This window comes from Actinoplanes campanulatus (assembly GCF_014647795.1).
Classification (GTDB): domain Bacteria; phylum Actinomycetota; class Actinomycetes; order Mycobacteriales; family Micromonosporaceae; genus Actinoplanes; species Actinoplanes campanulatus.
In genome coordinates, this window is the sequence record NZ_BMPW01000003.1 from 83109 (window position 1) to 109924 (window position 26816).

At 71.7% G+C, this 26816-nt stretch carries 17 protein-coding genes; 10 read left to right on the forward strand and 7 right to left on the reverse strand.

Translation table 11 applies throughout. The features are described 5' to 3' along the window. Positions 1–73: 73 nt before the first annotated feature. Together IEZ13_RS07315 and yaaA are read left to right on the forward strand one after the other, a co-directional pair. A complete protein-coding gene (locus IEZ13_RS07315; RefSeq protein WP_183218967.1) occupies positions 74–1807 on the forward strand; it encodes a copper resistance CopC/CopD family protein in 1734 nt (577 codons plus the stop codon). Between the two features lie 24 nt (positions 1808–1831). Next, complete coding sequence (yaaA, locus tag IEZ13_RS07320) at positions 1832–2626, forward strand: peroxide stress protein YaaA (protein WP_183218968.1); 795 nt, start codon at positions 1832–1834, stop codon at positions 2624–2626. A gap of 10 nt (positions 2627–2636) precedes the next feature. Here yaaA and IEZ13_RS07325 read toward each other — a convergent pair whose 3' ends face one another. Further along, positions 2637–3209, reverse strand: a complete 573-nt coding sequence (locus tag IEZ13_RS07325) for an FKBP-type peptidyl-prolyl cis-trans isomerase (RefSeq protein ID WP_183218969.1) — start codon at positions 3207–3209, stop codon at positions 2637–2639. Between the two features lie 192 nt (positions 3210–3401). On the opposite strand from IEZ13_RS07325, the gene IEZ13_RS07330 reads away from it, so the two are divergent. The 3 genes from IEZ13_RS07330 to IEZ13_RS07340 all read left to right on the forward strand — a co-directional run bounded on the left by IEZ13_RS07330 (position 3402) and on the right by IEZ13_RS07340 (position 11414). Continuing rightward, the gene (locus IEZ13_RS07330; RefSeq protein WP_183218970.1) at positions 3402–4172 is read left to right on the forward strand and encodes a hypothetical protein; all 771 of its coding nucleotides are present in this window, start codon (positions 3402–3404) and stop codon (positions 4170–4172) included. An 81-nt stretch (positions 4173–4253) separates the two neighbouring features. After that, positions 4254–9686 carry an MMPL family transporter gene (locus tag IEZ13_RS46325; protein ID WP_229794529.1) on the forward strand — a complete coding sequence of 1811 codons (5433 nt, stop codon included), beginning with the start codon at positions 4254–4256 and terminating at the stop codon, positions 9684–9686. A gap of 318 nt (positions 9687–10004) precedes the next feature. Beyond that, positions 10005–11414 (forward strand): SDR family oxidoreductase, encoded by a 1410-nt coding sequence (locus IEZ13_RS07340; RefSeq protein ID WP_183218971.1) that lies wholly within the window; start codon positions 10005–10007, stop codon positions 11412–11414. Positions 11415–11464: 50 nt separating this feature from the next. On the opposite strand, the gene IEZ13_RS07345 is transcribed toward IEZ13_RS07340, so the two are convergent. The 4 genes from IEZ13_RS07345 to IEZ13_RS07360 all read right to left on the reverse strand — a co-directional run bounded on the left by IEZ13_RS07345 (position 11465) and on the right by IEZ13_RS07360 (position 17273). After that, on the reverse strand, positions 11465–12256 hold the full coding sequence (locus IEZ13_RS07345; RefSeq protein ID WP_183218972.1) for a hypothetical protein: 792 nt from the start codon (positions 12254–12256) through the stop codon (positions 11465–11467). Between the two features lie 248 nt (positions 12257–12504). Beyond that, the gene (locus IEZ13_RS46330) at positions 12505–13674 is read right to left on the reverse strand and encodes an SWIM zinc finger family protein (RefSeq protein WP_229794530.1); all 1170 of its coding nucleotides are present in this window, start codon (positions 13672–13674) and stop codon (positions 12505–12507) included. Positions 13675–13712: 38 nt separating this feature from the next. Then, the gene (locus IEZ13_RS07355; protein ID WP_183218973.1) at positions 13713–16685 is read right to left on the reverse strand and encodes a DEAD/DEAH box helicase; all 2973 of its coding nucleotides are present in this window, start codon (positions 16683–16685) and stop codon (positions 13713–13715) included. A gap of 141 nt (positions 16686–16826) precedes the next feature. After that, the gene (locus tag IEZ13_RS07360; RefSeq protein WP_183218974.1) at positions 16827–17273 is read right to left on the reverse strand and encodes a DUF5990 family protein; all 447 of its coding nucleotides are present in this window, start codon (positions 17271–17273) and stop codon (positions 16827–16829) included. Positions 17274–17967: 694 nt separating this feature from the next. On the opposite strand from IEZ13_RS07360, the gene IEZ13_RS07365 reads away from it, so the two are divergent. Genes IEZ13_RS07365 through IEZ13_RS07380 form a run of 4 tightly spaced genes read left to right on the forward strand, consistent with a single transcriptional unit; the run spans position 17968 to position 23744 of the window. After that, positions 17968–18930: an alpha/beta hydrolase gene (locus IEZ13_RS07365; RefSeq protein ID WP_183218975.1), complete on the forward strand. Its 963-nt coding sequence runs from the start codon at positions 17968–17970 to the stop codon at positions 18928–18930. A 22-nt stretch (positions 18931–18952) separates the two neighbouring features. After that, a complete protein-coding gene (locus tag IEZ13_RS07370) occupies positions 18953–20191 on the forward strand; it encodes an ATP-grasp domain-containing protein (RefSeq protein WP_183218976.1) in 1239 nt (412 codons plus the stop codon). Between the two features lie 32 nt (positions 20192–20223). Beyond that, positions 20224–22434 carry a glycoside hydrolase family 9 protein gene (locus IEZ13_RS07375; RefSeq protein WP_183218977.1) on the forward strand — a complete coding sequence of 737 codons (2211 nt, stop codon included), beginning with the start codon at positions 20224–20226 and terminating at the stop codon, positions 22432–22434. Positions 22435–22493: 59 nt separating this feature from the next. After that, the gene (locus tag IEZ13_RS07380; RefSeq protein WP_183218978.1) at positions 22494–23744 is read left to right on the forward strand and encodes a cytochrome P450; all 1251 of its coding nucleotides are present in this window, start codon (positions 22494–22496) and stop codon (positions 23742–23744) included. Positions 23745–23765: 21 nt separating this feature from the next. On the opposite strand, the gene IEZ13_RS07385 is transcribed toward IEZ13_RS07380, so the two are convergent. Beyond that, positions 23766–24095 (reverse strand): STAS domain-containing protein, encoded by a 330-nt coding sequence (locus tag IEZ13_RS07385; RefSeq protein WP_229794531.1) that lies wholly within the window; start codon positions 24093–24095, stop codon positions 23766–23768. A gap of 292 nt (positions 24096–24387) precedes the next feature. Here IEZ13_RS07385 and IEZ13_RS07390 point away from each other — a divergent pair, with 292 nt between their 5' ends. Further along, positions 24388–25803 (forward strand): amino acid permease, encoded by a 1416-nt coding sequence (locus IEZ13_RS07390; RefSeq protein ID WP_183218980.1) that lies wholly within the window; start codon positions 24388–24390, stop codon positions 25801–25803. Between the two features lie 55 nt (positions 25804–25858). Here the strand turns inward: IEZ13_RS07390 and IEZ13_RS07395 are convergent, their stop codons facing one another. Then, complete coding sequence (locus tag IEZ13_RS07395; RefSeq protein ID WP_183218981.1) at positions 25859–26782, reverse strand: serine/threonine-protein kinase; 924 nt, start codon at positions 26780–26782, stop codon at positions 25859–25861. Positions 26783–26816 lie beyond the last annotated feature (34 nt).

Here is a 26816-nt window from a genome sequence, read left to right on the forward strand (position 1 = left end):
TCTGGGCGCTGCCACGGATCGTATCGACACGCCCTGCTTGAACCTTTCCCCACGCCGATCCGAACTACCTCATGTGACCCGGGTCTTACTGTTCCTGCTCGTCCTGCTGACCGGCACCCTCGCGCTGCCCGCCTCGCCAGCCGCCGCGCACGCCGCGCCGGTCGGGGCGAGCCCGGCGCCGGGCAGCCTGAACAACGCGGCGCCCACCGAGGTCACCGTCACCTTCAGCGAGCCGGTCACCCCGGTCGAGGGCCGGGTGCAGGTGATCGCCCCGGACGGTGAGCGGATCTCCGGCCGGGTCACCGTCGAGGGCGCGGTGGTGCGGATCCCGATCCGCAAGGCGGAACACCCGCTCGGCACGTACCTGATCAGCTTCCGGGTCATCTCCGCGGACAGCCATCCGGTCGGCGGCGCGATCACCTTCTCGGTCGGCGCGCCTTCGGCACGGCCCGAGGCGCCGGTGGAGTCGGCCGGGGCGCATCCGTCGGTCACCGCCGCGATTCCGATCTTCAAAACGATGGGGTACGGGGGGATCACGCTGATCGCCGGGCCCGCGCTGTTCCTGGCGTTCCTGTGGCCGCGGACCCGGTCCCGGCGCGGGGCGCTGCTGGCGATCCGGATCGGCCTGGGGCTCACCGCGGTGGCGACCGCCGGCGCGCTCGGCACCCAGGCGCAGCAGAGTTCCGGGGCCGCGCTGTGGCAGGTCACCGCCACCGAACTGGGTGAGGTGGGGACCAGCCGGTTCGGGTTGCTGCTGCTGGCACGGCTCGCGATCGTGGGCGCTCTCGCCGTACTCCTGCCTCCTCTCCTGCGGAAACCACTACGGACCGTGACCGCGCCGCGGACCGTGCCCCAGCCGGTCCTGGTCGGCGCCGGAGCGCCCGCGCCCGAACCGGCGCCCGCGCCGAGGCCGCAGCCGCGGGTCACATCGCGGAAGGTGCGGGCGTATGCCGTGCTCGGGCTGTCCGCGGCCGGTCTCGCGACGTGGCCGCTGACCGGGCACGCCATCGCCGCACCGCTACCCGCGGTGACCGTGAGCGCCGGAGTGGTGCACATGGCCGCCATGGCGGTCTGGATCGGCGGGCTGGTCACGCTGACCGTCTTCCTGCTGCGCCGGACCGAGCGGCGGGTGCTCGGCGTGATCCTGCCGGTGTGGTCGCGGTGGGCCGCGCTCTCGGTGTTGTGGCTGGTCCTCGCGGGGGCCGCGCAGTCGGTCATCCAGGTGGGCCGGGTGAGCGCGCTGTGGGAGACCGACTACGGCCGGCTGCTGAGCGCCAAACTCGGCATCCTGGCCGTGGTGCTGGCGGTCGCGGCCGGCGCCCGCCGCCTGGTGCTGCGCGGCTCGGCCGGAACCGGGCTGCGGCGGCTGGTCGGCGTCGAGGTGGTGGCGACCGTGCTGATCCTGGGACTGAGCTCGGTGCTGGTGCAGGTGGACACCGGGCGGATCGCGGCCGCCAAGGACCGGCAGATCACCGGCGCCGGCAAGTCCGAGACGCTGACCAGCGACCTGTACGCGGTCCAGTTCAACATCTACCCGGTGGAACTGGGCGAGTACAACACGGTGCACGCGTACCTCTACGCGCCGGACGGCTCGCCGATGCGGGCCGAGGAGTGGCAGGTCACGGCCCGGCTGCTGGACCCGGCCCTGGAGGCGGTGCCGCAGCCGTTCGCCCCGCTGCCGAACGGGAACCAGGCTCTCGGGTCGATGTCGTTCCCGCTGCCCGGCACCTACGAGATCACCTTCACCATCCGGGTCAGCGACATCGACCGGGCCAGCGTGAAGACGACCGTGACCGTCGGCGGATGACCTGGCCCGGCTAATGTTCGGCCCGTGCTGATCCTGCTCCCGCCCTCCGAAGGCAAGACCCCGGCCGCGGCCGGTGCGCCGGTCGACCCGTCGTCGCTGTGGCTGCCGTCGCTGACCGCCGCCCGGACCCGGGTGCTGAAGAGGCTGGTGGCGCTCTGTGCGCGCGGCAGCGAGCGGTCGATCGCGGACAGTCTGGCGGTGCTGGGGCTCAGCGCGGGGCAGCGGGACGAGATCGCCCGGAACGCCGCTCTTCTCCAAGCTCCCGCGGGCCCGGCGTCCGAGATCTACACCGGTGTTCTCTACGAGGCCCTGAATCCGGGCGATCTCTCCGCCGGGGCGCGGACCTGGATCGAGGACTCCGCGGTCGTCTTCTCCGGCCTCTGGGGCGCGGTCCGCCTCGGCGACCGGATCCCGGCCTACCGCTGCTCGGTCGGCGTCACCCTGCCCACCGTCGGCGGGCTCACCGCGTACTGGAAGAAGGCTCTGCGCCCGGCCCTGGACCAGGCGGCCGCCGGAACGCCGGTGCTGGACCTGCGCTCCGGCGCGTACGCCGCGATGTGGACCCCGGCGGAGAACGCCGCGGTCGTCAAGGTGCTGCACGAACGGATCGTCGACGGTGTGGCCAGGCGGTCCGTGGTGTCCCACTTCAACAAGGCCACCAAGGGCCGCCTGGTCCGCGCGCTGGCCGCCGAGGCGGCCACCCCGGACTCGGTGGACGAGCTGGTCACCGCACTGCGCGACCTGAAGTTCACGGTCGAGGAGCGTCCCGGGCCGGCCGGGCGGGCCCGTCAGCTCGAGGTGATCGTCACCGAGCTGTAGCTCACCTGGCTCATTCGGCCGACACGATGTCCACGACGAACCGCAGGTCGCCCTGCTCCGGGCCGTAGGCGAGGGCGGCCGGCACGTCCAGCTGGATCCGGCTGCCCACCTTCTGCCCGGGGATGGCCTGGTCCCAGCCCGGGATCAGCTGGCCGACGCCGATCTGGGCGGAGAACGGCTCGGACACGCCGTTCTTCCACGACGAGTCGATCTGCTCGCCGGTGAGGTAGTTGATCAGCTTGTAGTTGACCGTGATGGTCTGACCGGCCTTGACCGTCTCACCGGTCCCCGGCACCAGCTCCTTGACGGCCAGCGCGGTCACCGCGCCGGTGCCGGGCTGCACGTCGGGCTCGCTCGTGAGCGCAGCCGAACCGCCGGCCGCCGCGGTGGAGGTCGCGGTCGTAGGCACGGCCGAGGGCGGCACGGGCGCGGCCGGCTGGGCCGTCGCCGTGGGCTGCGACGCGACCGGCGCCTCGCTGCTGCCGTCACGGACCACGAAGAACACCCCTACCAGCACCGCGACGACGAGCGCGCCGCACAGCACACCGGCGATGGCCTGGCTTCGGCGCTTGTTGTCACTCATTCGCAAAACCCCTAGGTGTCGGAGACTCCGGTCACGCTACTCAACGATGTGATCGACACAACGGGGAACCTCCCCCGAATCGCCGATGGGGATGATCAACCGTAAGGTCCCCTCCCGCCTCCCCCTCTTCACCCCGGCCGTACGGGATGAGATCGTTTAACGCCCCTGTCCCGACGCCGCCCTGGAGGATCCTTGCCTCTGCTCGATCCCGGAGCGCGGCGGGAGTACCTCGAACCGGCCGCGGTGATCCTGGCCGGTGTCCTCGCCGTCGTGGCGTTCGGGCTGTTCATGCACGCCGGCGCGAACAGCGGCGGGCAGCCGGATGAACCGGATCCGATCGCCGTGCCCACGACGACCGCCGACCAGATCCCGATCCCGCTGCCCAGCGCGAGCCTGCCGCCGTCGGCGGTGCCGGTCGACGCGATCTCCATCGAGCGGGTCCCGGTCGCCGAAACCGTCGACCTGGCCGCCGAAGGCACGATCGACTGGGTGCACTGGGGCGAACAGGGCCGGTTCTCGCTGGAACGCGACGCCGGCGGCGAGTTCGCCATCCTGGAGGGCACGCCCACCGCGCCCCGGATCCGGCACGCCTCCAGCCCGCAGCGGTTCACCTGGCGCGGCGGCGAGCCGATGGCCAAGAGCTCCGGCGTGACCAGCGGAATCAACACCTGCGGCGCCGGCAACGGCTTCACCGTCACGGCGCCGGCCGGGACCGGCCGCAACGTCCTGACCGTGTACGTCGGGGCGATCCGCGCCCGCGGCGACATCCGCATCAAACTGTCCACCGGCGGCGAGCCGGTCACCGACATCCTCGAGAATCGAGAGCCGACGATGACGACCGCTGCCTATGTCATCTCCTATCAAGCCTCCGGAACTGGCAAGATCTCGGTCGAGTGGATCACCGGCGCAACCTTCGACGACAAGTGCGGCGGAGTGTCCCTGCAGGCCGCAACACTGAGCTGACCTGCGGAAACTCTCTACATCCGAAAGGGGAACCCTGTGTTCGCGGGCTGGGGATCGCGGGTCGCCCGCCTCCGTTGGCCGGTGCTGATCGTCGCGCTCGTCGCGGTGCTCGGCGCGGGCGTGTGGGGCTTCGGCGTGTTCGGTCAGCTCACCGAGGGCGGGTACAACGACCCGAGCAGTGAGTCGGCCCGCGCCGCCGAGGTGGTCGCCACCACCACGAAGGGCCAGAGCGGCGACGTCATCGCCATCTACACGCCGGACCAGGGCACGATCGACGACCCCGCGCTCAGCAAACGGATCAAGGATCGGCTCGCCGCGCTGCCGAAGTCGGCCGTCACCGCGCAGACGTCGTACTGGGACCAGCCGGACCCGGCCTTCGCCGCCGAGGACAAGTCCAGTGGCGTCGCGGTGGTCAGCCTGGTCGGCTCCGACGATGCCGCGAAGATGGATTCGTACGCCGAGATCGAGGACTCCTTCGCGGTGCCCGGGGCGCACGTCCAGCTCGGCGGCGGCATCCCGCTCGGGCACGCCTCGTCCGAGCGCTCGACCGAGGACCTGGCCTTCGCCGAGCTGGTGTCGCTGCCCATCGTCCTCGTGCTGCTGCTGGTCATCTTCGGCTCGCTGGTCGCCGCCTCGCTGCCGGTGCTGGTCGGCGGATGCGCGGTCCTCGGCTCGCTGGGCGTGCTGCACCTGATCGCGCTCAACCACGAGGTCAACTCGTTCGCCGTCAACGTGGCCAGCCTCCTCGGTCTGGGCATGGCGATCGACTACGGGCTGTTCATGGTCGGCCGGTTCCGTGAGGAGCAGGCCGACCACCCCACCGCCGAGGCCGTCCGCCGGACCGTGGCCACCGCCGGCCGTACCGTGGTGTTCTCCGCCACCCTGCTGATGACCGCCCTCGCCGGGCTGCTGCTGTTCCCGCAGGGCTTCCTCAAGAGCCTCGCGTACGGCGGGCTCGCCGCCGTCTTCCTCGCCATGCTGCTGTCGCTCACCCTGCTGCCGGCGCTGCTCGCCGTCCTCGGGCCGCGCGTCGACTACCTCCCGGTACGCCTTCCGTTCGCGGCCCGCACCGGCACCGGCGGCTGGCAACGGCTCGCCGCATGGGTGCTGCGCCGGCCGGTGCTCGTCGCCGTACCCATCCTGATCGCCCTTCTGGTCCTGGCGTGGCCGATCGCGGACGCCCGCTTCGGCGAGAACGACGAGCGGCAGCTGCCCGCCGGGGACCCGTCCCGGGTCGCGGTGGAGACGCTCAAGGCCGACTATCCGCAGTTCAGCGCGGACGGCGTACAGATCGTGGTGCGATCGGCGAACGGTGCGAAGCCGGACGTCGAGGCCTTCACCGACGCGGCCGGAAAGGTCGCCGGCGTCACCGAGGTGACCGCGACCGGCGGCAACGGCGAGGACGTCGTGGTGCTCACCGCCGACCTCGACGGCACCGACTCGTTCAGCACCGAGGCCCGGCAGGCCGTCGAGGACCTGCGCGCCCTCCCCGCACCGGCCGGCGCCGAGACACTCGTCGGTGGCGTCACCGCCCGCAACGTCGACAGCCTCGACGCCATCGCGGACGAGCTGCCGGTCATGATCGCCCTGCTGGTCGGCGCGACGCTGGTGCTGATGTTCCTGGCCTTCGGCTCGATCCTGCTGCCGATCAAGGCCGTCGTGATGAGCGCGCTCAGCCTCACCGCCACGTTCGGCGTCCTCGTGTGGATCTTCCAGGAGGGGCACGGGGCGTCCCTGCTCGACGTCACGCCGACCTCGCTGGAAGCCGGCATCGTCGTACTGATGGCCGCCGTCGTGTTCGGCCTCTCCACCGACTACGAGGTGTTCCTGCTCTCCCGGATGGTCGAGGCCCGGCTGCGCGGCGCCACCACCGACGAGGCGGTCACCCTCGGCCTCACCCGGACCGGCCGGGTGATCAGCGCGGCCGCCCTGCTGCTCATCGTCGTCACCGGCGCGTTCTCGCTGTCGTCGATCAGCACCATGCGCTTCATCGGCGTCGGCATGATCATCGCCCTGGTGCTGGACGCCACCGTCGTCCGGGTGCTGCTCGTGCCGTCCGTGCTCGCCCTGCTCGGCGACGCCTCGTGGTGGGCGCCGGGACCGCTGCGGCGTCTCCAGGAACGGGCCGGGCTCGCCGAATACGCGGGCGAGGAGGAACCTACCGGGCGTCACGCGTACCGGCCGCCGGCCCTCGACGGCACGGTGGTCAGCCGGGCGTTGCCGGCCGCGCCCGCGCAGGCGGCGCTGCCCGCTGCCGCCTCCCCCGAGGGCATGGTCCTCGACTACGAGGCGTTCCTCGAATACATCTCCGAGAAGGAGAACGGGACCGCGCCCTTCGACTTCCCGCTGCCGGGCTCGACGACCGTCGCCCTTTCCACCATCACCGGTACGCCCAGCGAATCGTCCCCGGACGCGGACCCGTCCGCCCCGCCCGCCGACGGTCCGGCAGCCGGCACCCCGTCGTCGGACGGCACCGCGGTCGACGACCCCACTCCGTCCGACGGCACTGTGGCCGATGACGCCCTTCCGTCCGACGGCATGGTGGCCGATGACGCCGTTTCGCCCGACGGCACTGTGGTCGACGACGCCGTTTCGCCCGACGGCATTGTGGTCGATGACGCCGTTTCGCCCGACGGCGCTGTGGTCGACGACGCCGTTTCGGCCGGTGATGCCTTTTTGTCCGCTGACGCCTCGGCCGCCGACGCCCTCGCGTTCGACGGCGCCGCAGTCGGCGGGGGCCCTTCCTCCGGCGGCCCTGTGGTCGAAGGCGCCCACTCGCTCGGCGGCCCCAGGGTCGACGATGCCCTTTCGTCCGACGGCGCCGCGGTAGACGCCTTCTCGTTCGACGACCCCGCGGTCGACGACCTCTCACCCGAAGACCCCACGGTCGGCGACGCACCTTTGCCCGGCGACGCCTCCTTGCCTGGTGGCGCCTTCTCGTCCGCCGATGCCTCCGCGCCTGGCGACGCCTTCTCGTCCGCCGACGCCTCGGTCGAGGATGCACTCTCGCTCGGCGACCCCCTGGCCGATGGCACCCTTTCGCCCAGCGATGCCCTTTTGTCCGCCGACGCGTCCGTCGACGACGCTCACTCGCTCGACGGCGCCGCGGTCGGCGGTGGCCCCGCCGAGGCGGCGGAGGTCTCGATCGCCGATGGTGGCGCCCCGGCATCGACCGGGGATGACCTGCACGGGGTCGAGGATCTCCCTATCCTCAGCGATGGCGGCGAGTCGCCCGAGCTGACCGAGGAGCCGATCACCTTCGCGGCCGTCGAGGACGCCCTCACTCCGACCGACCCGCTGTCCGCGGACCTCTCCCGCATCGCATCCGGCGAACTGGAACCCGCCGAGCTGGCACCCTCCCTCGACGACGACGCCGCTCCCGAGCCGGCCGACTCCGACGCCATCTGGGCCGAGGTCGAGGCGACCCTGGCCGCCGGAGCGGAGGCCGCGAACGTCGAGGTCCCCGTCCTGGAACCGACCTTCGACGAATTCGGTGTCTCGGCCACGCAGGTGATCCACCTGCCCACCGAGGCCGACACTTCGGCGACCCAGATCATCCAGCTGCCGCCCCCTGCCGAGCAGGCCAGCACCCTGGCCGACCCCACCCACGACCAGCACCCCGACACCTCCGCGACCCAGGTCATCCAGTTGCCGACCTCGATCGAGGAAACCATCGAGGAGACGGTCTCGGCCGACTCGGACATTCAGGACGAGACGCCGGTGGTCGGCCGGGCAGCGACCGAGCCGACGACCGAAACGTTCGCCCGGACCCCGGACACCGCTCCCCTCCAGAGCGAGACGACACCCGTCACCGCGACCGAGGCCCCGGCGCTGGACCCGTTCTCGTGGCGTTCCGATCCGAGGCTGGCCAACCTCGCCGCGCCGGGTTCCGAATCCTTCTCCTGGCTGGTCCGCCCCACCGAACCGAGCGGTGCCCCCACCGACCGAACCACGCCCACGACACCCGGCGACATCGCCGTCCAGGCCCCGGCTACCGCCGAAGCCGCCGCGGCTTCCGGTGTGGCGGAGACCATCGGCGCCGCTTCGGGTAGTTCAGGCATGGACGGCTACGGGTCCACATCCCGGCCGGACGCCACGCTTCCTCACCCACTCGCTGACCGGACCGGGCAGCGACGACCGCAGACCCTCGACGACTGGCTGGCCGCCTCTCGCCCGCAGTCTCCCGGCGACCTGCCCACGACCGGTGCACGCCGCCCGGAGACCCTCGACGAGTGGCTGACCACCACGTCGAGCGGAACTCCGGACACCGAGGTCACCACCCCGTCTCCCGCCGGCGACCCGGACACGGCCTCGACTGGCCCTTCCTCCGAAGACCCCGGCCGGAACGCCGAAGACCTCAACCGTGACGAGCCGCTCACCGTCGCAGAGCCGCTCACCGTCGCAGAGCCGATCACCGAGCCCGAGCCGACGACGGAACAGGTCACCGAGCCCGGATCGGCGACGGAACCGATCGACGAACCCCAGTCTGCGACGGAAACGATCGCCGAGGAGATCTACGAGGCAGAAGCGGCCCGCCATAGCGACGGGTTCGACGTCGCAACAGGTGTGGTCAGCGACGAGGCGATTCCCGCACAGGCTGAACCCTCGGTCGCGGAGGAAACCGAAACGACCATCGCCCCGGAGCAGCCCACCGCTACCGCGCCGCACGCCGACGAACAGTTCGATGAGCCCGCCGCGACCGAGACGACCTCGACCGGGGATTCCCCGGAGGAAGGGCCGTCCGTCTCGCTCGACGAGCCGACCGCGGAATCCAGCCCAGCCGACAGCCAGGACACGCTCTTCGCCGAGAACGCGGAAAGCGGCAACGACACGATCCTGATCGACGAGCCGACCGGGCTGGTCGAGGAGTACGCGGACGTCGAGCCCGCCCGGCCGAGCGTGACAACCGCGGAAACGGCAGTCGATGGAGGCGCCGTGACGGATGAGGTGGCCGCAACCGTCGCTGATCAGGACGTAATGCTCGACGATTCCGCGGAGGCCGGGGACGCCGAGGTGACCGACGAACCGGCAGCGGAACCGGTGACCCGCGAACCCGTCACGGCGGACGGCAGCGCAGCGATCATCGCCGAGCCGGCCGGCGAGACCCCCGCAGCCGTCGCAGAAACGGTCAGCGAGGCTCCGGCGGTCATCACGGAGCCGGTCAGCCCGGTGATTCCCAGGCAGGGTCGCCGGCCGCGGGCGCTCGACGACCTGCCGATCGGCGCGTGGAGTGAGGACGGTCAGCCGCTGGGACGCCGGCCGGAGACGCTCGACGACCGGCTTCGCGGGGCCGGGCGCCCGGCCACGCTGGCGGATCACCTCTCCGATCACGGCGGGGTTGCACGCCGCCCGGCGAACGGGGGGCCGGCCTGGGTCGCCGGTTCGGGCGAGCATCCGTACGATCGGCAGACCCGCCGTCCGGCTTCGCTGGCCGACCACCCGGGCCCGGCGCGGCCCTCTCGGGAGGCTGTCGCCGAGGAGCCCGAGCCTGGTTCCGCATCGAGTCCGTCCTGACCACGGGCAAGTTCCCGGCCGGCAACGGCTGATCTTGTCCGGCTGGCCGCGGGAGCTGTCTCAACGCCGTTGAGTCAGGCGCTGACAGCCAGCCGAACGGTTCCGGCCGGCTGTCAGCGCTGTCTCGGACGACCCGAAACAGCGCTCGCGGCCAGCCGGACAAATCGACCACGGCGCGCTTGCGAACGGCGGGGGGCCGCCGCGGGCGGCGAACGCCGTACCACTGACCGAAGAGTGCTCGCGTGGATGCCACCGTCGGCCGATAGGAGCGCCGGTAAGTACAGTGCGTGCGGGTAGGAACCAGAGGGGGACGTAGGAATGACCGGAGACCCGGGCGCCGTCAGTGTGGATCCGGACCGGCTCGCGGTGTGTCTCGCGGTCCTGGCCGAGGTGGAGGCGTTGTCGCCGGACCACCCGGACGCGGTGACCGTGCGGCGGGCGACCGCCGGACTGTTCAAGACGGTGAAGTTGCAGCGGCGGCGCGATCGCCGGCAGGCGGTGCTGGCCAACGACCGGGCGGTGACGGAGGCGACGGCCACCGGGGCGCCGGGGCGGATCGACGACGAGACGGCGGGCATTCCGCTGCGCAGCACGGTGCGCGGCGCCACGGCGGGTGTGCTGAAGCAGGCGCGCGGGTGCTACGTCTGCAAGCAGCGGTTCACCGTGGTGGACGCGTTCTATCACCAGCTCTGCCCGCGGTGCGCCGAGCTGAACCACGCGAAGCGGGACGCCCGTACCGATCTGACCGGGCGGACGGCGCTCCTCACCGGCGGGCGGGCCAAGATCGGCATGTACATCGCGCTGCGCCTGCTGCGCGACGGCGCGGATCTGACGATCACGACGCGTTTCCCGCATGACGCGGTCCGCCGTTTCACGGCGATGCCGGACAGCGCGGACTGGCTGCACCGGCTGCGGGTGGTGGGCATCGATCTGCGGGACCCGGCCCAGGTGGTGGGTCTGGCCGAGTCGGTGGCGTCACGCGGGCCGCTGGACATTCTGATCAACAACGCGGCCCAGACGGTACGGCGTACGGCCGGCTCCTACGCGGCGATCGCCGCCGCCGAGGCCGAGGCACTGCCCGGCGGAAGTCTGCCGGAGCTGGAGTATTTCGGCACGGCGGGCGCGTCCCCGGCGGCCGCTCTGACCTCCGGTGTGACCGAGTTGACGCCTCAGCAGATCACCGAGATGGCGCTGACGGCCCGTTCGGTGGCGATCGACGCGGGCGGCCTGGTGCCGGACACCACGCCGACGAACAGCTGGAGCGACCGGGTGCACGAGGTCGACCCGCTGGAGTTGCTGGAGGTGCAGCTCTGCAACGTGACGGCGCCGTTCATCCTGGTGAGCAGGCTGCGCCCGGCGATGATGGCGTCGAAGTTCCCGAGACGGTACGTGGTGAACGTCTCCGCCATGGAGGGGATCTTCGCCCGCGGCTACAAGGGCGCCGGGCATCCGCACACCAACATGGCGAAGGCCGCGCTGAACATGCTGACCCGGACCAGCGCGGACGACCTGTTCGCCGACGGGATCCTGATGACCAGCGTCGACACCGGCTGGATCACCGACGAGCGCCCGCATCCGACGAAGATGCGGCTGCACGAGGAGGGCTTCCACGCCCCGCTCGACCTGGTCGACGGCGCGGCCCGGGTGTACGACCCGATCATCCGCGGTGAGAGTGGCGAGGACGTGTACGGCTGCTTCCTGAAGGACTACGCGCCGGTCGCCTGGTGAGGGTACGCAGAACGGGCCGCACCTCGAGATGGTGCGGCCCGTTCGCGTGATCACTTGATCTTGTGCTGGTCCTTGAAGTTCAGTGCACCCAGCGGGCTCTTGTGCGTGTCGTACGCCTTGTACGCCTTGTCGTGCTTGTCGTACTTATTCGACTTGTAGACCTTGCCGGACTTTACTGACTTGTCAACCTTGCCTTTGTTGTACCACGGGCCGTCACCGTAAACACCGCCCCCGTAGACATCACCGTCTACGACAGCACCGCCCACGACAGCACCGCCCCCGTAAGGACCGCGCACGACAGCACCGCCCACGACGGCACCGTCGACGTCCGCGCCGTATCCGTACCGGAAGCTGTTCAGGCCGGCGCCGTACCCGAGGCCGCCCACGCCGTGGCCGTACCTGAACCCGACACGGTTATAGAACGGATTGACGTAGCCGCCCCCGATGTTGTACGTGTTCCCGTACAGGAAGTTCGGGCGGTACGGCCAGTCGCCTTGCCATCCGTTCCAGCGGTTCCAGCCCCAGTAGCCCCTATCGATCTGGAGAACCCAAATCCGGCCCCAACGGACATCCCACGCCGGTACGCAGTCGAAGTCTGTCCATGCACCGACCCCGGCGACCCAGCGGCCGGCATTGCGGCACGCCCACAGGTTGTTGTAGACGCCGACGACATAATCGTTGCCCCAGCCCACGTTCCAATCGCCCCAGCCGCCGCTCGCGACGGTCGCGGTACGGGGCGACTGGTCGGCGTCGGGCGCCGCCTGGGCGGGCGCAATTCCGAGCATCGCGCCGGCCGCCAGGGTCATACCCGCTAGTGCCAACATCCGCTTTGCGTTTTTCATTGTCACACCTTTTCAGGACAAATCGCCATGACGTCCGTAGCTCATCATGGGGTCCCGAGGGGAATCTGGCGTTTACCGGAATGTCGGCCGTTTGGCCGACCCGGAGAGTGGCCGTAAAGCCAGTAACGGAACGGTTGTGTTTAGCTCAAAAAGAACAGCTGACCAGCGGAAATGCACTTCTCACGGTAGCCCGCACGCTTACCTGGTGGTGACCCTGAAACGTCGCGCCGATGACGATAAAACGGTCATTAGGTAGCAAAATAGGCACCGTCTCCATCAGGCAGGGCGCGATAGGCGGGACGCAGCACCTCGACAATCGCGCGGCCATGATGGGCAAGCCCCGGAGCATCCAACTGATCGAGAAGAGCATCCGGCCGCAGGCCACCATCCCGCTCTCCCGTCCCTGCCCCACTCACTCCTCGCCCACTCGCTCCGGCCTCATCGGACCCACCCCCACCGGCCCCGGGCCTATCCGGCCCACGCCCGCCCGACCCAAGCCCGCCCGACCCAAGCCCGCCCGACTCACGCCCGCCCGACCCAAGCCCGCCCGACTCACGCCCACCCGACTCACGCCCACCCGACCCAAGCCCGCTCGGCTCGGCCACCGATCCGGCTTCGCCAGGATCTGGCCGCCCCCAGAAGGCGACCGGATCGGCGGCCGCGGCCCAGACCGCCCCCGCACTCCCGGCCACATCGGAACCTTTCGCCCGACCGGCGGCCGAGCCGAAGCCACTCGCCGCACCACCGTCCGAACCGGAACCCGCCGCACCGCCGACCGGGTCGAAGGTGCCCGCCGCACCGCCGGCCGCGCCCACCGCACCACCGGCCGGGGCGGAAGCGCCCGCCCCGGCGAGACCTGACGAGCTCTCGCGCGCGGCCGCGCCGGAGCCGATCGCGTCGACGGCCGCCGCCTCGCGCAGCCGCCGCAAGCGCATCAGGAGTTCGTCGCGTGGTCGGCCCCGCCAGGTGAACACCTCGAACGGATCGGCCTCGAAGGCGCGGGCCAGGGCATAACAGGTGGCGGCCAGGTGGGCGCACGGCATCGGCCAGCGCTCGCACGTGCAGTCCATCGCCACCTCGTCCAGCGACAACGGCAACAGGCTCAGCCCGGCCTCGGCGAAGACGGCCTCGACCCCGGCCGGCATCCGCCCGTCGAGCAGATCGGCCACGAACCGCGCCTCGGCGACCAGCGCCGTCTCCACCCGCGCCCACTCGGACGCGCCGAAGGCACGGACCGCGATCCGGGCCCGGAAGGCGACCGGATCGTCCGGCCCGCGGACCAGGGCGACGACCAGGCTGCCGGAGACGGTGAGGCTGCGCACGTGCCCGGCCCGCTCGTCACGGCGCCCACGAGCGAAGGTCGGCCCCATCCGCAGAGCCTCGAACATGCCGAGGAAGGCCAACGGGAACTCAGCCACCGAACACCTCCACCCGCGACGGAGAGCCACACCTGAGGTCAGTCAACGATCGCCTCCGGGGCCAGGGCGAACAGGTCGCGCAGGTCCTGAGTGGAGAGCGCGCTCAACCACCCCTCGCCGGACCCGACCACGCGCTCGGCCAGGACTCCCTTGTCGGCCAGCACACGGTCGATCCGCTCCTCCAGGGTGCCGAGGCAGACCAGCGTGTGCACATGGACGTCACGCCGCTGGCCGATGCGGAACGCGCGGTCGGACGCCTGGGTCTCGGTCGCCGGGTTCCACCAACGGTCCACATGCACCACGTGGTTGGCGGCGGTCAGGTTGAGCCCGGTGCCGCCCGCCTTCAGCGACAGCACGAACACTCCCGGCCGGTCGGCCCGCTGGAACTCGGCGACCATGGCGTCGCGGGCGCCCCGGGGCGTGCCGCCGTGCAGGTAGCGCACCGGCACCCCGAACCGGGCCGCCAGATGCGGGGTGAGCATCGCGCCGAACCGGGCGAACTGGGTGAAGCACAGCAGGCTCTCGCCGGCGCCGAGCGCGTGGTCGACGATCTCCTCCAGCCGGTCGACCTTGCCGGAGCGGCCGGCCAGCGGCGAGTTGTCCTTGAGCAGCAGCGCCGGGTGCACACACGCCTGTTTGAGTTTCGTCATGGCGGCCAACACCAGACCCTTGCGCCACTTCTCGCCCGGTTCGGCGAGCCGCTCCAGCAGGTCGTCGAGGACCGCGCGGTAGAGGCTGACCTGCTCGGTGGTCATCCCGCAGAGGTGCCGGACGTGCCGTTTGGCAGGCAGGTCGGCGGCGATGCCGTGGTCCGCCTTGGTCCGCCGGAGCAGGAACGGCCGGGTCGCCTGGCGCAGGCGGGCCGCGGCGTCCTCGTCCGCGTAGCGCTCGATGGGGACCGCGAACCGGGCCCGGAACGTGTGCGCCGACGCCAGCAGGCCCGGATTGACGAAGTCGAGAATCGACCAGAGCTCGGCCAGCCGGTTCTCCACCGGGGTGCCGGTCAGCGCGATCCGGTTGCGGGCCGGGAAGCGGCGCACGGCGCGGGCCGTCGCTCCGCCGCTGTTCTTGATGTGCTGTGCCTCGTCGAGCACCACCCGGTCCCACGAGACGGCGGCCAGCGCGTCGGCGTCGCGGACGGCTGTCGCGTAGGTGGTGAGCACGATGTCGGCCCCGGCGGCCAGGACGGCCGGTTCCTCCCGGTCGGCGCCGTGCAGCACCCGCACCCGCAGACCGGGCGCGAACCGGGCCGCCTCACGCTGCCAGTTGCCCAGCACCGACAGCGGGCAGATGAGCAGGGCCGGCCCCGCCCGGTGGTGCAGCAGCAGCGCCAGCAGCTGCACGGTCTTGCCGAGGCCCATGTCGTCGGCCAGGCAGGCGCCCAGCCCCAGCGAGTCGAGGAAGGCCAGCCAGGAGAAACCGCGAACCTGGTAGGGCCGGAGCGTCCCCACCAGACCGTCCGGCGGATCGAGCACCTCGAGCCGCTGGTCGAGCCGGCCGGTGAGCAGGTCGGCCAGCCAGCCCTCGCCGCGCGCGTCGGTCACCGGCAGCGGCAGCTCCTCGGGCGGCAGCAGGCGCATCACCCGCAGCGCGTCGCCCGCGGTCATCCGCCCGCCGCCCCGTTTCAGGAACGCCAGCCCGGCGGCCAGCCGCTCCGGGTCCAGGAAGACCCACCGGCCGCGGAGCCGGACCAGCGGCACCTTCGCCTTCGCCAGGTCGGCCAGGTCGTCCTCGGTGAGGGTGCGGCCGCCGAGCGCCAGGCCCCAGCGGTAGTCGACCAGCTCCCGCAGCCCGACCGCACGGTCGCGCAGGACCTGCGAGACCGGGTCGCGGCCGCGCACCTCCAGGGACAGCCCGAGGCTCGGCCGGCGGCGCCACCAGGCGGGCAGGAGAATGCCGTAACCCGCCTCCTCCAGCACCGCGGCGTGGCTCAGGAAGCGGTGGGCGCCCTCGGTGTCGAGCAGCATCTCGCCCGGGTGGACACCGCGCAGCGCCTCGGCCAGATCGGGGTAGAGCCGGGCGGCCCGGCCCAGGCCGGCGAGCAGCCGCTCCTGCGGGTGCGAGGTCCAGCGGCGCAGCGGGGCCGACCGGTCCCGCCAGACCTGGGCGGCCGGCACCAGCACGCTCGGCTCGTCGACCGCCTGGAGCAGGAACTCGAGACGCCACGCGTCCTCCGGCAGCGGCACCTCGTCGGGCATCACCGGCTCGTGCTCGCGGGGATCGCTCAACCGGAAGCAGACCCGCACCTCGGCGCCGCGCGCGGCCTGCTCGAACCAGGCGCCGAGCCGCCCGGCCAGTTCGTCGGCGAGCGCCGGGGTGGCGTCGAACTCCGGCTCCCCGGTCAGCGCGGCGAGCCAGCCGTAGTCGGCCAGGGTGACCCCGGCCTCGGCCAGCCGGGTCCGCACGAGCCCGTCCACCAGCCGCTCCAGCGCCGCCGTGAAGGGGTCGCCGCCGGTCTCCGGCCGCTCGGCACGGCAGGCCGGTGGCATCCGGTTGAGCAGGGCGGAGCGGCGGACCGCGTCGGCGCCGGACAGGACCGGCTGCCAGCGGGCCGAGGGACGTGGGCCCTCGATCCGGACGACCGGGAGCACCCGCCCGCGCCGGACCAGGCTCGCCGCGAACCCGCACAGCTCGACCAGCCACTCCACCGAGGGCGCGGCCCGGCCCTCGAACTCGGCCACCAGATCGACGTCGAGGAACGGCACCACCGCCAGCGGCACCCGCCACTGCCGGGCCCGCGGTGTGCCCCGGCGTGGTGGCAGCCCGAGATGCGGCGAGGCCAGCGGCCCGGCGCCGGTCGAGGGCAGCACCACCGTGGCCGTGCCGCCGTCGCCGGCCGGCAGCTCGGCGGACGGCACCGCGAACGGATGCTCCGGCGCCGCCCCGCGCCCGGCGGCGCCGTGGCCCGCGGCCGTGCCGTCCTCACCCCAGAGGGCCAGCGCCCCATCCGGCCGGAGGAGCCCGTGCAGGACCCGAACCCCGGCCGCGCCCGCGCGGACCACCTCGCTCATGCCGCCGACTCTAGGCCGCCCCTCTGACACTTCCGGGCCCCGAAGACGCCTCCGGCACCCCCGGCGTAACCAGCGTCACTCCCCGGTCCAGGCGGCCGCGAGCCGACGTCACTCCACGGTCCAGGCGGCCGCGAGCCGTCGTCACTCCACGGTCCAGGTGATCATCGGTGGGCGGACCCGGGCGCAGAGCGGCCCACCGTCGACATCGGTCAGGCCCAGGCGGCCGACCAGCACCCGGTCGCCGGAGCGAGCGGCCCGCAGCAGATCACCCGGGATGTCACCGAACATCAGCTTCGCCCGGCGGAACATCGCGAACGAGCCGTCCCCGGTGGCGCCCCAGCTCAGATAGAGGAAGCGGGCGCCCGGCCGGCCGTGCACCCACGGCCCGCCCACGTCGAGCAGGCCCTCGTCCCTCTCGCGGATGTCCACGTCCAGCTCCCAGACGGCACGGTCCGCATGCACCGGCCCCCGGTCCACGACCTCCCCACGCCGCTGCACCCCGACCTCCACGCCGCCGAGCCGCAGCGCCTCGGCCTGCGGGGCGCCGGACCGCCCGGGCAGTTCGTCCCCCTCGATCCGCATCCGCATGCCTCGACTGTAGGACCGCCGTGGTCCAGGTCCCCGCGTATCGCTTCCAGCCTCTTTTCCGGTACGCGTGAGGTCGCCCCGCCCGATCAGGACTGTTCCGCCCTACCCGCGAGCTCGCTGCCCGGTCCGGCCCGTGCCGCACGCGCCGGGCTGAGATCGGTGGCCGGGCAGGCCGGCCCGCCACCACATCCCCTCCCTGCCGCCGGTCACGGCGGCGCTCCAGGGCCCGCCGCTGCGGGCACGGTCGGACCTTGAGGACGGGTGGCCGCACACGGAGGACCCGGCGTGCGCGACCGCAGAGGTCATAAGCCATGTGAGCGCCCACGGCACCCGGACCGTGCGCGCCCACGCATCCCGAAGAGCCGCGACGATCCACTCCGCGTGGCCCTCGTCCATGCGGGTGGCGTGGATCCGGGCTGCGTGATGCCGGCGGTGGCGACGTGGGTGGAGGGTCGGCGGCAGCAACGGGACCCGCGCCACGGACGGCAGCGACGGGGTGGTGGCCCGGCCACCGATCTGAGCCCGGCGGGCGCGGCACAGGCCGGACCGGGCAGCCGGCTCGCGTGGCAGGGCGGAACGGCCCTGATAGGAACGGGACGGTGTAGCCGTACCGGAAACGGGTTGGGAGAGCGGGACCACCGATCACCGTGAGCAACGCCGAGCGGGTGACGTCACGCGGCGCTAGTGTGCGTTCATGGAGGGTGCCGGCGGGGCGTGGTGTGACGGCGCCCTGCTGCGATTCCGCTATCGCGACCCGCGGCGGCGGTTGGCCGGCGTGCGGGTGCTCTCCTCGGCGTTCCGCGCCGATCTGGCCTATCGTCCCGACCTGAAGACCTGGGAGCTGTGCCGGGAGCGGCCGCCGCTGTGGCGGCTGGAGTACCGGCTGGAGCTGGTCCACGCGGACGGCACCCGCAGCGAGGAGGGGCCGTTGGAGCTGCGCTGCCCCGGCTACACCGAGCCGGAGTGGCTGACCGCGCCGGCGGGGCCCGGGGTGTGGCGGCGGTTGCGGCTTCCGGTCCTGGGAGCGGCGCGGGTGTGGTCGCCGAACAGAACAGCCGGGCGGGTGCTGATGGCGCACGACGGCGCCGACTACGACCGGCTGGGTGCGCTGGGCCGGTTCGCGGCGACTTCTCCGGTGCCCTTTCACCTGGTGCTGCTGCCGGCGCGACGGCGGGAGGAGTGGTTCTCCGCCGATCCCGGCTATGCCGCGCTGCTCTGCTGCCGGATCCTGCCGCGGGTCCGGGCCGCCCTCGACGCCGGCCCGGTGATCGGCGCCGGGGTGAGTCTGGGCGCGCTGGCCATGCTGCACGCCCAGCGCGCGCATCCGGATGGTTTCGCCGGCCTGTTCCTGCAGTCGGGCAGCTATTTCCAGCCCCGGTACGACCGGCAGGAGTCCGGCTTCCCGCGATGGGGGCGGGTGGTCCGGTTCACCGGCCGGATGCGTGCCGCGTCCACCGGCCCGGCCGTGCCGGTGACGCTGACCTGCGGCGCCGCTGAGGAGAATCTGGCCAACAACCGGGACATGGCGGATTTCTTGCGGAAACAGGGGTATCCCGTGGCGTTCGCGGAGAATCCGGACGCTCATACGTGGACCGGATGGCGTGACGCTCTGCACCCGCACCTGACCGATCTCCTGCGACGGGTGTGGCCGGACTGACTCGAGAAGAAGGGGAGACGACGTGGCCGACGTCGAGCACACGATCGGAATGCTGCTGGGCACCGAGGACGACTGGCCACGCGCCTACGAGTCGCTGATGCGGCGGCTCGGGCTGGTCACCGCGGCGGACGGGCGCACCCATCGGGCCCAGCCGGTACGCGTCACGATCGAGCCGTTCAACCTGCGCGACAAGCCACGGCACGACCTGGTCATCGACCGTCTGGCGTACTGGTACTACCACCCGCGGGAGTGGCTCAAGAAGATCGCGCTGATGGACGACGTCTACCTGTTGAACAGCCCGTTCACCTTCCAGTCGATGGAGAAGCACGCGGCCTACTGCGCCATGATGCGGCTCGGGCTGAAGGTGCCGGAGACGGTCCTGGTGCCGTACAAGAACCCCCTCGAGAACTCCCGGTGGGCCTACACGGCGGCCCGTTACAACCGGCCGTTCGACCTGGAGGCGACGGCGGCCGGGATCGGGTACCCGCTGTGGATGAAGCCGTACGACGGGGGCGCCTGGGTCGGGGTGTCGAAGATCCGCGATCAGGAGGAACTGCATTCGGCGTACGACGCGTCCGGCGAGCGGCTCATGCACCTGCAGGCGTCGGTGGAGGGCTACGACGTCTTCGCCCGGAGCCTGAGCATCGGCCCGGAGACGATGGTGATGAGGTTCCGCCCGGAGCAGCCGATGCACGCCCGCTACGAGGTGGACCACGACTTCCTGTCGGCGGCCGCCGGCGACGAGGTGGTGACGATCTCCCGGCTGATCAACGCGTTCTTCCGGTGGGAGTTCAACAGTTGCGAGTCGCTGGTGCGCGATGGCGACGTGCACCCGATCGACTACGCCAACGCCTGCCCGGACGTGTCGCTGACCTCGCTGCACTACTACTTCCCGTGGGCCATGACGGCGCTGGTGCGGTGGACGGTCTACTGCGTGGTGACCGGTCGGCGGCCGCGGCTCGACATGAACACCGCCGGCTACTTCGCGATCGCGGACGATTCGGACCGGACATACGCCGAAAAACTGGAAGGTTATCGGGAACTCACCGATGACTACTTTGAAATAGAGAAATATCAGGAGTTCTGTGGCAAGCACCTCGGGACCATCGACGGCATCGTGTACGACTGGGTCGACTCCGACGAGTTCCGGTCGCTGCTGCGCGAGACCGTCCGCGCCATGTACCCGGTGCACGAGCACGAGAAGTTCCTGGCGCACTTCGGCGGACTGATCGACGCATGGATCCGTGACCAGGGGCGTTGACGCCGCAACAGGTACGCAACCAATATGTGTCCATGCATCTATGGGAGCGCTCCCTCAAGATAGCCACCGTCACCGCACTGGTCATCGCCGGAGCCGCGGCGCCGGCCTATGCCGAAGAAGTCGAACAGGTCGTCAACGGCGGTTTCGACAACGGCGCCGACCCCTTCTGGGCCAACGGCGGCATGACCATCGAGCTGGTCGACGGCCGGGCCTGCGTCGACGTCCCGGGCGGCACCACCAACCGCTGGGACGCCGCGATCGGGCAGAACGACATCGATCTGGTCGCCGGCGAGACGTACCGGTTCAGCTTCGACGCCTCCGGCGACCCGGCCGGCCACGTGGTCCGGGCGATCACCGGCCTGTCGGTCAGCCCCTACGACACCTACTTCGAGCAGTCACCGGTCCTCGGCGGCCTCACCCACTACGAGTACACGTTCACCGCCAGCACCAGCACCGCGCAGGGCCAGGTCGCCTTCCAGGTCGGCGGCAGCCCGGACCCGTGGCGGTTCTGTGTGGACGACGTCTCGCTGGTCGGCGGCGTGCCGCCGGAGGTCTACGAGCCGGACACCGGGCCGCGCGTGCGGGTCAACCAGGTCGCCTACCTGCCGGACGGCCCGAAGGGCGCCACCCTGGTCACCTCGTCGACGACCGCGCTGCCCTGGGAGTTGCGCACCGCCGCCGGCGCCGTCGTCGCCCGTGGAACCACGACGCCCCGCGGCACCGACGTGTCCTCCGGGCAGAACGTGCACACCATCGACTTCGGAAGATTCCGGAAGAACGCCACCGGGCTCACCCTCACCGCCGACGGCGAGACCTCACGGCCCTTCGACATCAAACCCGGGGCGTACGACAAGCTGCGCACCGACGCGCTCAAGTTGTACTACACCCAGCGCTCCGGCATCGAGATCCGTGACGACCTACGACCGGGGTACGCCCGCCCGGCCGGTCACGTCGACGTCGCCCCGAACCGCGGTGACGGCGCGGTGCCCTGCCAGCCCGGCGTCTGCGACTACACGCTGGACGTGCGCGGCGGCTGGTACGACGCCGGCGACCACGGCAAGTACGTCGTCAACGGCGGCATCTCGGTCTGGGAGCTGCTGTCGGAGTACGAGCACAACAAGGGCTCCCGCAAGGTGAACCTGACCATCCCGGAGAGCGGGAACCGCGTCCCGGACATCCTCGACGAGGCCCGCTGGGAGCTGGAGTTCCTGCTCAGCATGCAGGTGCCGGCCGGCAAGCCGAACGCCGGCCTGGTCCACCACAAGATCCACGACCAGGCGTGGACCGGCCTGCCGCTGCTGCCGCACCTCGACCCGCAGCCCCGTGAGCTGCACCCGGTCTCCACCGCGGCGACCCTGAACGTGGCCGCCACCGCCGCCCAGGCGGCCCGCCTCTACAAGCCGTTCGACGCGGCCTTCGCGGCCCGGGCGCTCGCCGCCGCGCGCACCGCCTACGACGCCGCCAAGGCGAACCCGGCCCTGTACGCCCCCGTGTCCGACGGCACCGGCGGCGGTCCCTACAACGACGACAAGGTGACCGACGAGTTCTACTGGGCGGCCGCCGAGCTGTACCTGACCACCGGCGAGAAGAGGTACGCGACCGACGTGCTGGCGTCGCCGGAGCACACCGCCGACGTGTTCGGCCCGGTGGCGTTCGACTGGGCGGTCACCGCGGCCGCCGCGAAGATGGATCTCGCCCTCACCCCGAACCGGCTGCCCGGCCTGTCCGCGGTGAAGGCCCAGGTCGTCAACGGCGCCGAGGAGTATCTGGCGGTCCAGAGACAGCACCCGTACGGCGTCGGCTACGCGCCCACGAACAACGTCTGGGACTGGGGCTCCAGCAGCATCATCGCCAACAACCTGGTGGTGATCGCCGCGGCCCACCGGATCACCGGAAAGGACCGGTACCGGGACGGCCTGCTGACGGGCCTGGACTACCTGTTCGGCCGCAACGCCCTGAACATCTCCTACGTCACCGGCTACGGCGAGGTCAACGCGAACAACCAGCACAGCCGCTGGTACGCCGCACAGCTCGACCCGTCGCTGCCGCACCCGCCGGCCGGCACCCTGTCCGGCGGGCCCAACTCGTCGATCCAGGATCCGGTCGCGCAGAACCTGCTCAAGGGCTGCACCGGCCAGTTCTGCTTCATCGACGACATCCAGTCCTGGTCCACCAACGAGCTCACCATCAACTGGAACGCGGCGCTCGCTCACCTGATCGGCTACGTCGCCGAAGACTGCTGAGTGCCCGGCTCGCCCTCCTCCCCTAGGCTGCCGGAAGGGACCTTCGGGAGGAGGGCACCGTGCGCGCCCTGCGTTTCGCCACCACCCTGTACACGAATCGGCTGTCCGTCGCCTACCACGGTTACCTGCGCGGCGACCCGATGTCCCGGCTGCACCTGGCGCCCGGCCGCCGCGACCCGTACGCGATCTACGACGGCCTCCGTGCCGAGGGCGACCTGGCGCCCACCCGCCTCGGCAACTACGTGACCCCGAGCCACCGGGTGTGCGACACGGTGCTGCGGGACCGCCGGTTCGGGGTGCGCGCCGCCGAGAACGTCGGCCCGCCGCCACCCGGCACCCAGGTGGACATGTCCTTCCTGGACCGCAACCCGCCGGACCACACCCGGCTGCGCCGCCTGGCCCAGCCCTCGTTCAGCCCACGGCAGATCGCCGGTTTCCGCCCCCAGGTCGAGCAGACCGTCGACAAGCTTCTCGAGGAGGCCTCCGCGGCGGAGACCTTCGACCTGGTCAGCGCGTTCTCCGCGCCGCTGCCGATCGCGGTGATCACGGACCTGCTGGGAGTGCCGGACGCCGACGCGAGCCGCTTCGCCGAGCACGGCGCCACCTTCGGCAGTGCCCTGGACGGGATCCGCTCGCTGCGGCACGCGGCCCGGCTCATCGAGGCCAGCCGCGAACTGGAGGGTGTCTTCACCCGGCTGATCGCCACTCGCCGCGACCTGCCCGCCGGCTCCGGGCCGGACGATGTGGTGGGCCGGCTGCTGGCCGCCGAGGGCGACCGGGTCGGGGCGGCCGAGATGATGCCGATGCTGCGCCTGCTGCTGGTGGCCGGCTTCGAGACCACGGTCAACCTGATCGGCAACGCGGTCGGCGCCCTGCTCGACCATCCGGACCAGTGGGCGGACCTCTGCGCCGACCCGGCCGGCCTCGCCGGACCGGCCATCGAGGAGACGCTGCGCTGGGACCCGCCGGTGCAGCGGACCGCCCGGTGCGCGCTGGAGGACGCCGAGGTGGCCGGGACGGTGGTCCGGCGCGGCCAGTTCGTGGTCACCCTGCTCGGGGCGGCCGGCCGCGACCCGGACGTGTACTCCGACGCCGGACGGTTCGACATCCACCGTGTCCCGGAGGCCGACCACCTGGCCTTCTCCAGCGGCATCCACTACTGCGTGGGTGCTCCCCTGGCCCGGCTGGAGGCGACCGTGGCGCTGCGGCGGCTGGCCGAGCGGATGCCCGGCCTGCACCGGGCCGGCCCGCTCCGGCGCCGCTCGTCCACCCTGATCCGCGGGCCGATCCACTTCCCGGTGGCGCGCTAGCGCCTTCTTCCGAAGAAGGCGCTAGATGCGGTAGGGCTGGACGGGCTCGGCGGGCAGCCCGAACAGGCTGGTCAGGCCGGTGATCCGCAGCTGCCGGTGGACGAACTCGTTCGGGTTGCGCAGCACGAAACGGGAGCCCAGGTCACGGGCCGCCTCGTAGCCGGTGACCAGCATGCCGATGCCCATCGAGTCCATGAACGTGACGAACGTCAGGTCCACGATCATCAGCCGGGGCCGGTCACGTTGGAGGGTCTCGAGCAGCACGCCCCGCAGCCCGTCGACCGTGGCCGCGTCGAGGCTGCCACGCAGGTCGACCACGAGCGCGCCGTCGGCCTGTCGCCGCGTGGTCATCACGGCCTCGCCCATCGTGCCCTCCGAGCCTGGCGAACTGCCCGTTCGCCCCACCGTACAGCCCTCGCGGCTGCCCTCGCAGGCTGCCGCGCAAGACCGCGATCACGGCGCACAACGCGTACGCCAAAGGGGTTTTCCGCGTCATGAGCCGCAGAATCCGCAACCGGAGGAGGGGGTTTCGGCGCATCGCGCCGGTCCGCGGTCCGATGTGCCAATCTGACGTTGCGGCGTGCCGATCCCTGGGCGACCGTGGCTGGCGACGGCGGCGGGGGCCGCCGGGGAGGAGGCAACCATGGCCAGGCACGGCATGTTCGCCACCCGTGACGTGGGATCGCTGATCAGCGGCACCACCGAGGAGGGCACCCGGCTGAAGAAGGCGGTGAGCGTCCGCCATCTCACCGCGATGGGCGTCGGGGCGATCATCGGCACCGGCATCTTCGTGGTCATCGGCGAGGGCTCGAGGATCGCCGGCCCGGCCGTCGTGCTGTCGTTCGTGCTGGCCGCGGTGGCATGCGCGTTCTCCGCGCTGTCCTACGCCGAGCTGGCGTCGAGCATCCCGGTCTCCGGCAGCGCTTACACCTACGCCTACGCCACCCTGGGCGAGGTGGTCGCCTGGATCATCGGCTGGGACCTGATCCTGGAGTACGGGGTGTCGGTGGCGGCGATCGCGCTCGGCTGGGGCGGCAACCTCAACGCGTTCCTCGACGCGGCCTTCGGGTGGAGCCTGCCGACGGCGATCGCGACGTCGCCGGAGGACGGCGGAATCTTCAACCTGCCGGCCGTGGTGGTCGTCCTGGCGATCACGTTTCTCCTGGTCCGCGGGGTCACCGAGAGCCTCCGGGTGAACCTCGTGATGGTCGTGATCAAGCTGCTGGTGCTGACGTTCTTCATCGTGGTGGCGTTCGCGAACTTCGGGACCGGCAACTTCACCCCGTTCGCGCCGCACGGCGTGGACGGGATCACCTCGGCCGCGGCGATCATCTTCTTCGCGTACATCGGGTTCGACGCCGTGTCGACCGGCAGCGAGGAGGCCCGCAACCCGGCGCGCGACCTGCCGCTGGCCATCATCGGCTCACTGGTCGTCTGCACCGTCTTCTACGTGCTGACCGTGATCGGCGCGATCGGCATCGCCACGCCCGAGCAGATGTCGGCCAGCGACGCCCCGCTCGCCGCCGCCCTCGACCAGGGGGCCGGGCTGAACTGGGCGGCCGCCGTCCTGGCGCTCGGGGCGGTGGTCGCGATCACCAGCGTGGTCCTGGTGATCTTCTACGGCCAGACCCGGATCTTCTTCGCCATGTGCCGCGACGGCCTGCTGCCCCGGCGCCTGGCCGCGGTCAATCAGAGGTACGGGACTCCGGCGCGGCTGACGATCATCCTGGGTGTGTCGATCTCGGTCCTGGCGGCGTTCGTCCCCCTGGGCACCATCGTCGAGCTGGTCAACATCGGCACGCTGTTCGCCTTCGTCCTGGTCAACATCGGCGTGATCGTGCTGCGCCGGACCCGGCCGGACATGCCCCGCCCGTACCGGGTCCCCTGGGTGCCGGTGCTGCCGCTGATCGGCATCGCCTTCGCCGTCTACCTGATGGCCGACCTGCCGCTGGACACCTGGATCCGGTTCGTCGGCTGGATGGCCGTCGGCCTGCTCATCTACTTCCTGTACGGCTACCGCCACTCCCGTCTCCGCGGCCCCGAGTCCCGCCGATCTTGAACGTGCTACCACCGGGATCGGTGGCGAAACGTCCAAGATCCGCTGGTTCGGGTGCTCAGGCGCGGTGGCGGCCGACGTGGTGGGGCGAGGTGGGAGCGGAGGCGGCGCGTTCGTCCCACGGGGAGGCGGACGGGGTGAGGTCGCGCAGCGGGACGTAGACGCGGGCGTCCACCGACTCGGCCAGCAGCAGGGCGGCCATCAGGGCGGTGGGGCGTTCGGCGGGGTCGCGGGCCAGGCAGCGGGAGCAGAGGTCGAGCACCTCGGGTGGGAGGCCGTCGATGTGCGGGAGGGGTTCCGGGTCGATGAACCGCTGGGCGACGACCATCTCGGTGTGGGTGCGGGCGGTCCACGGCAGGCGCCCGGCCAGACAGTGGTGGAGCAGCGTGCCGAGGGCGAACATGTCGGCGGCCGGGGTGGCCGGCCCGCCCTCGAAGCGTTCCGGGGCGATGTAGGCGGGGGTGCCCATGACCGGGCCGTCCGGGTCCGGGTCGGGTGAGCCGGCGACCGCGGCGATGCCGAAGTCGAGGACCTTCGCGCCGGCCGGGGTGAGCATGATGTTGGCCGGTTTGATGCCGCGGTGCACGACGTTCTCGGCGTGCGCGGCGGCCAGGGCGGCCGCGACCTCGGCGCAGACGCGCACGCCGATGCGCCAGTCGAGGCGCCCGGCGGCCAGGTGCGCGCTGAGGGTCTCGCCCTCGACCAGTTCCATCACGATGTACGGGACGTCCCGCCCGGCCGCCGGTGAGGTGCCGAAGTCGTGCACCCCGGCGACGTTGGGATGGGCGAGCCGCGCGGCCGAGCGGGCCTCGGCCCGGATCAGGGCGACGCCGGCCTCGCCGAGGGTGCCCTCCACCGCGGGCGCCATGATCTTGACGGCGACCGGCCGGTCGAGGACGTGGTCGTGGCCGCGCCAGACCTCTGACATGCCGCCCAGCCCGATGCGGTCCACCAACCGGTAGCGGCCACCCAGCGTCCGCATCGCACCCCCACCTCCGACCGGGCCCCTCCCGCTC

Excerpts from the sequence above, each read along its gene's own strand:
- IEZ13_RS07325 (WP_183218969.1), bottom strand. The coding sequence starts at position 3,209 with ATGAGTGACAACAAGCGCCGAAGCCAGGCCATCGCCGGTGTGCTGTGC.
- IEZ13_RS07340 (WP_183218971.1), top strand. The coding sequence starts at position 10,005 with ATGACCGGAGACCCGGGCGCCGTCAGTGTGGATCCGGACCGGCTCGCG.
- IEZ13_RS07345 (WP_183218972.1), bottom strand. The coding sequence starts at position 12,256 with ATGAAAAACGCAAAGCGGATGTTGGCACTAGCGGGTATGACCCTGGCG.
- IEZ13_RS07355 (WP_183218973.1), bottom strand. The coding sequence starts at position 16,685 with ATGAGCGAGGTGGTCCGCGCGGGCGCGGCCGGGGTTCGGGTCCTGCAC.
- IEZ13_RS07360 (WP_183218974.1), bottom strand. The coding sequence starts at position 17,273 with ATGCGGATGCGGATCGAGGGGGACGAACTGCCCGGGCGGTCCGGCGCC.
- IEZ13_RS07365 (WP_183218975.1), top strand. The coding sequence starts at position 17,968 with ATGGAGGGTGCCGGCGGGGCGTGGTGTGACGGCGCCCTGCTGCGATTC.
- IEZ13_RS07375 (WP_183218977.1), top strand. The coding sequence starts at position 20,224 with ATGCATCTATGGGAGCGCTCCCTCAAGATAGCCACCGTCACCGCACTG.
- IEZ13_RS07385 (WP_229794531.1), bottom strand. The coding sequence starts at position 24,095 with ATGACCACGCGGCGACAGGCCGACGGCGCGCTCGTGGTCGACCTGCGT.
- IEZ13_RS07390 (WP_183218980.1), top strand. The coding sequence starts at position 24,388 with ATGGCCAGGCACGGCATGTTCGCCACCCGTGACGTGGGATCGCTGATC.
- IEZ13_RS07395 (WP_183218981.1), bottom strand. The coding sequence starts at position 26,782 with ATGCGGACGCTGGGTGGCCGCTACCGGTTGGTGGACCGCATCGGGCTG.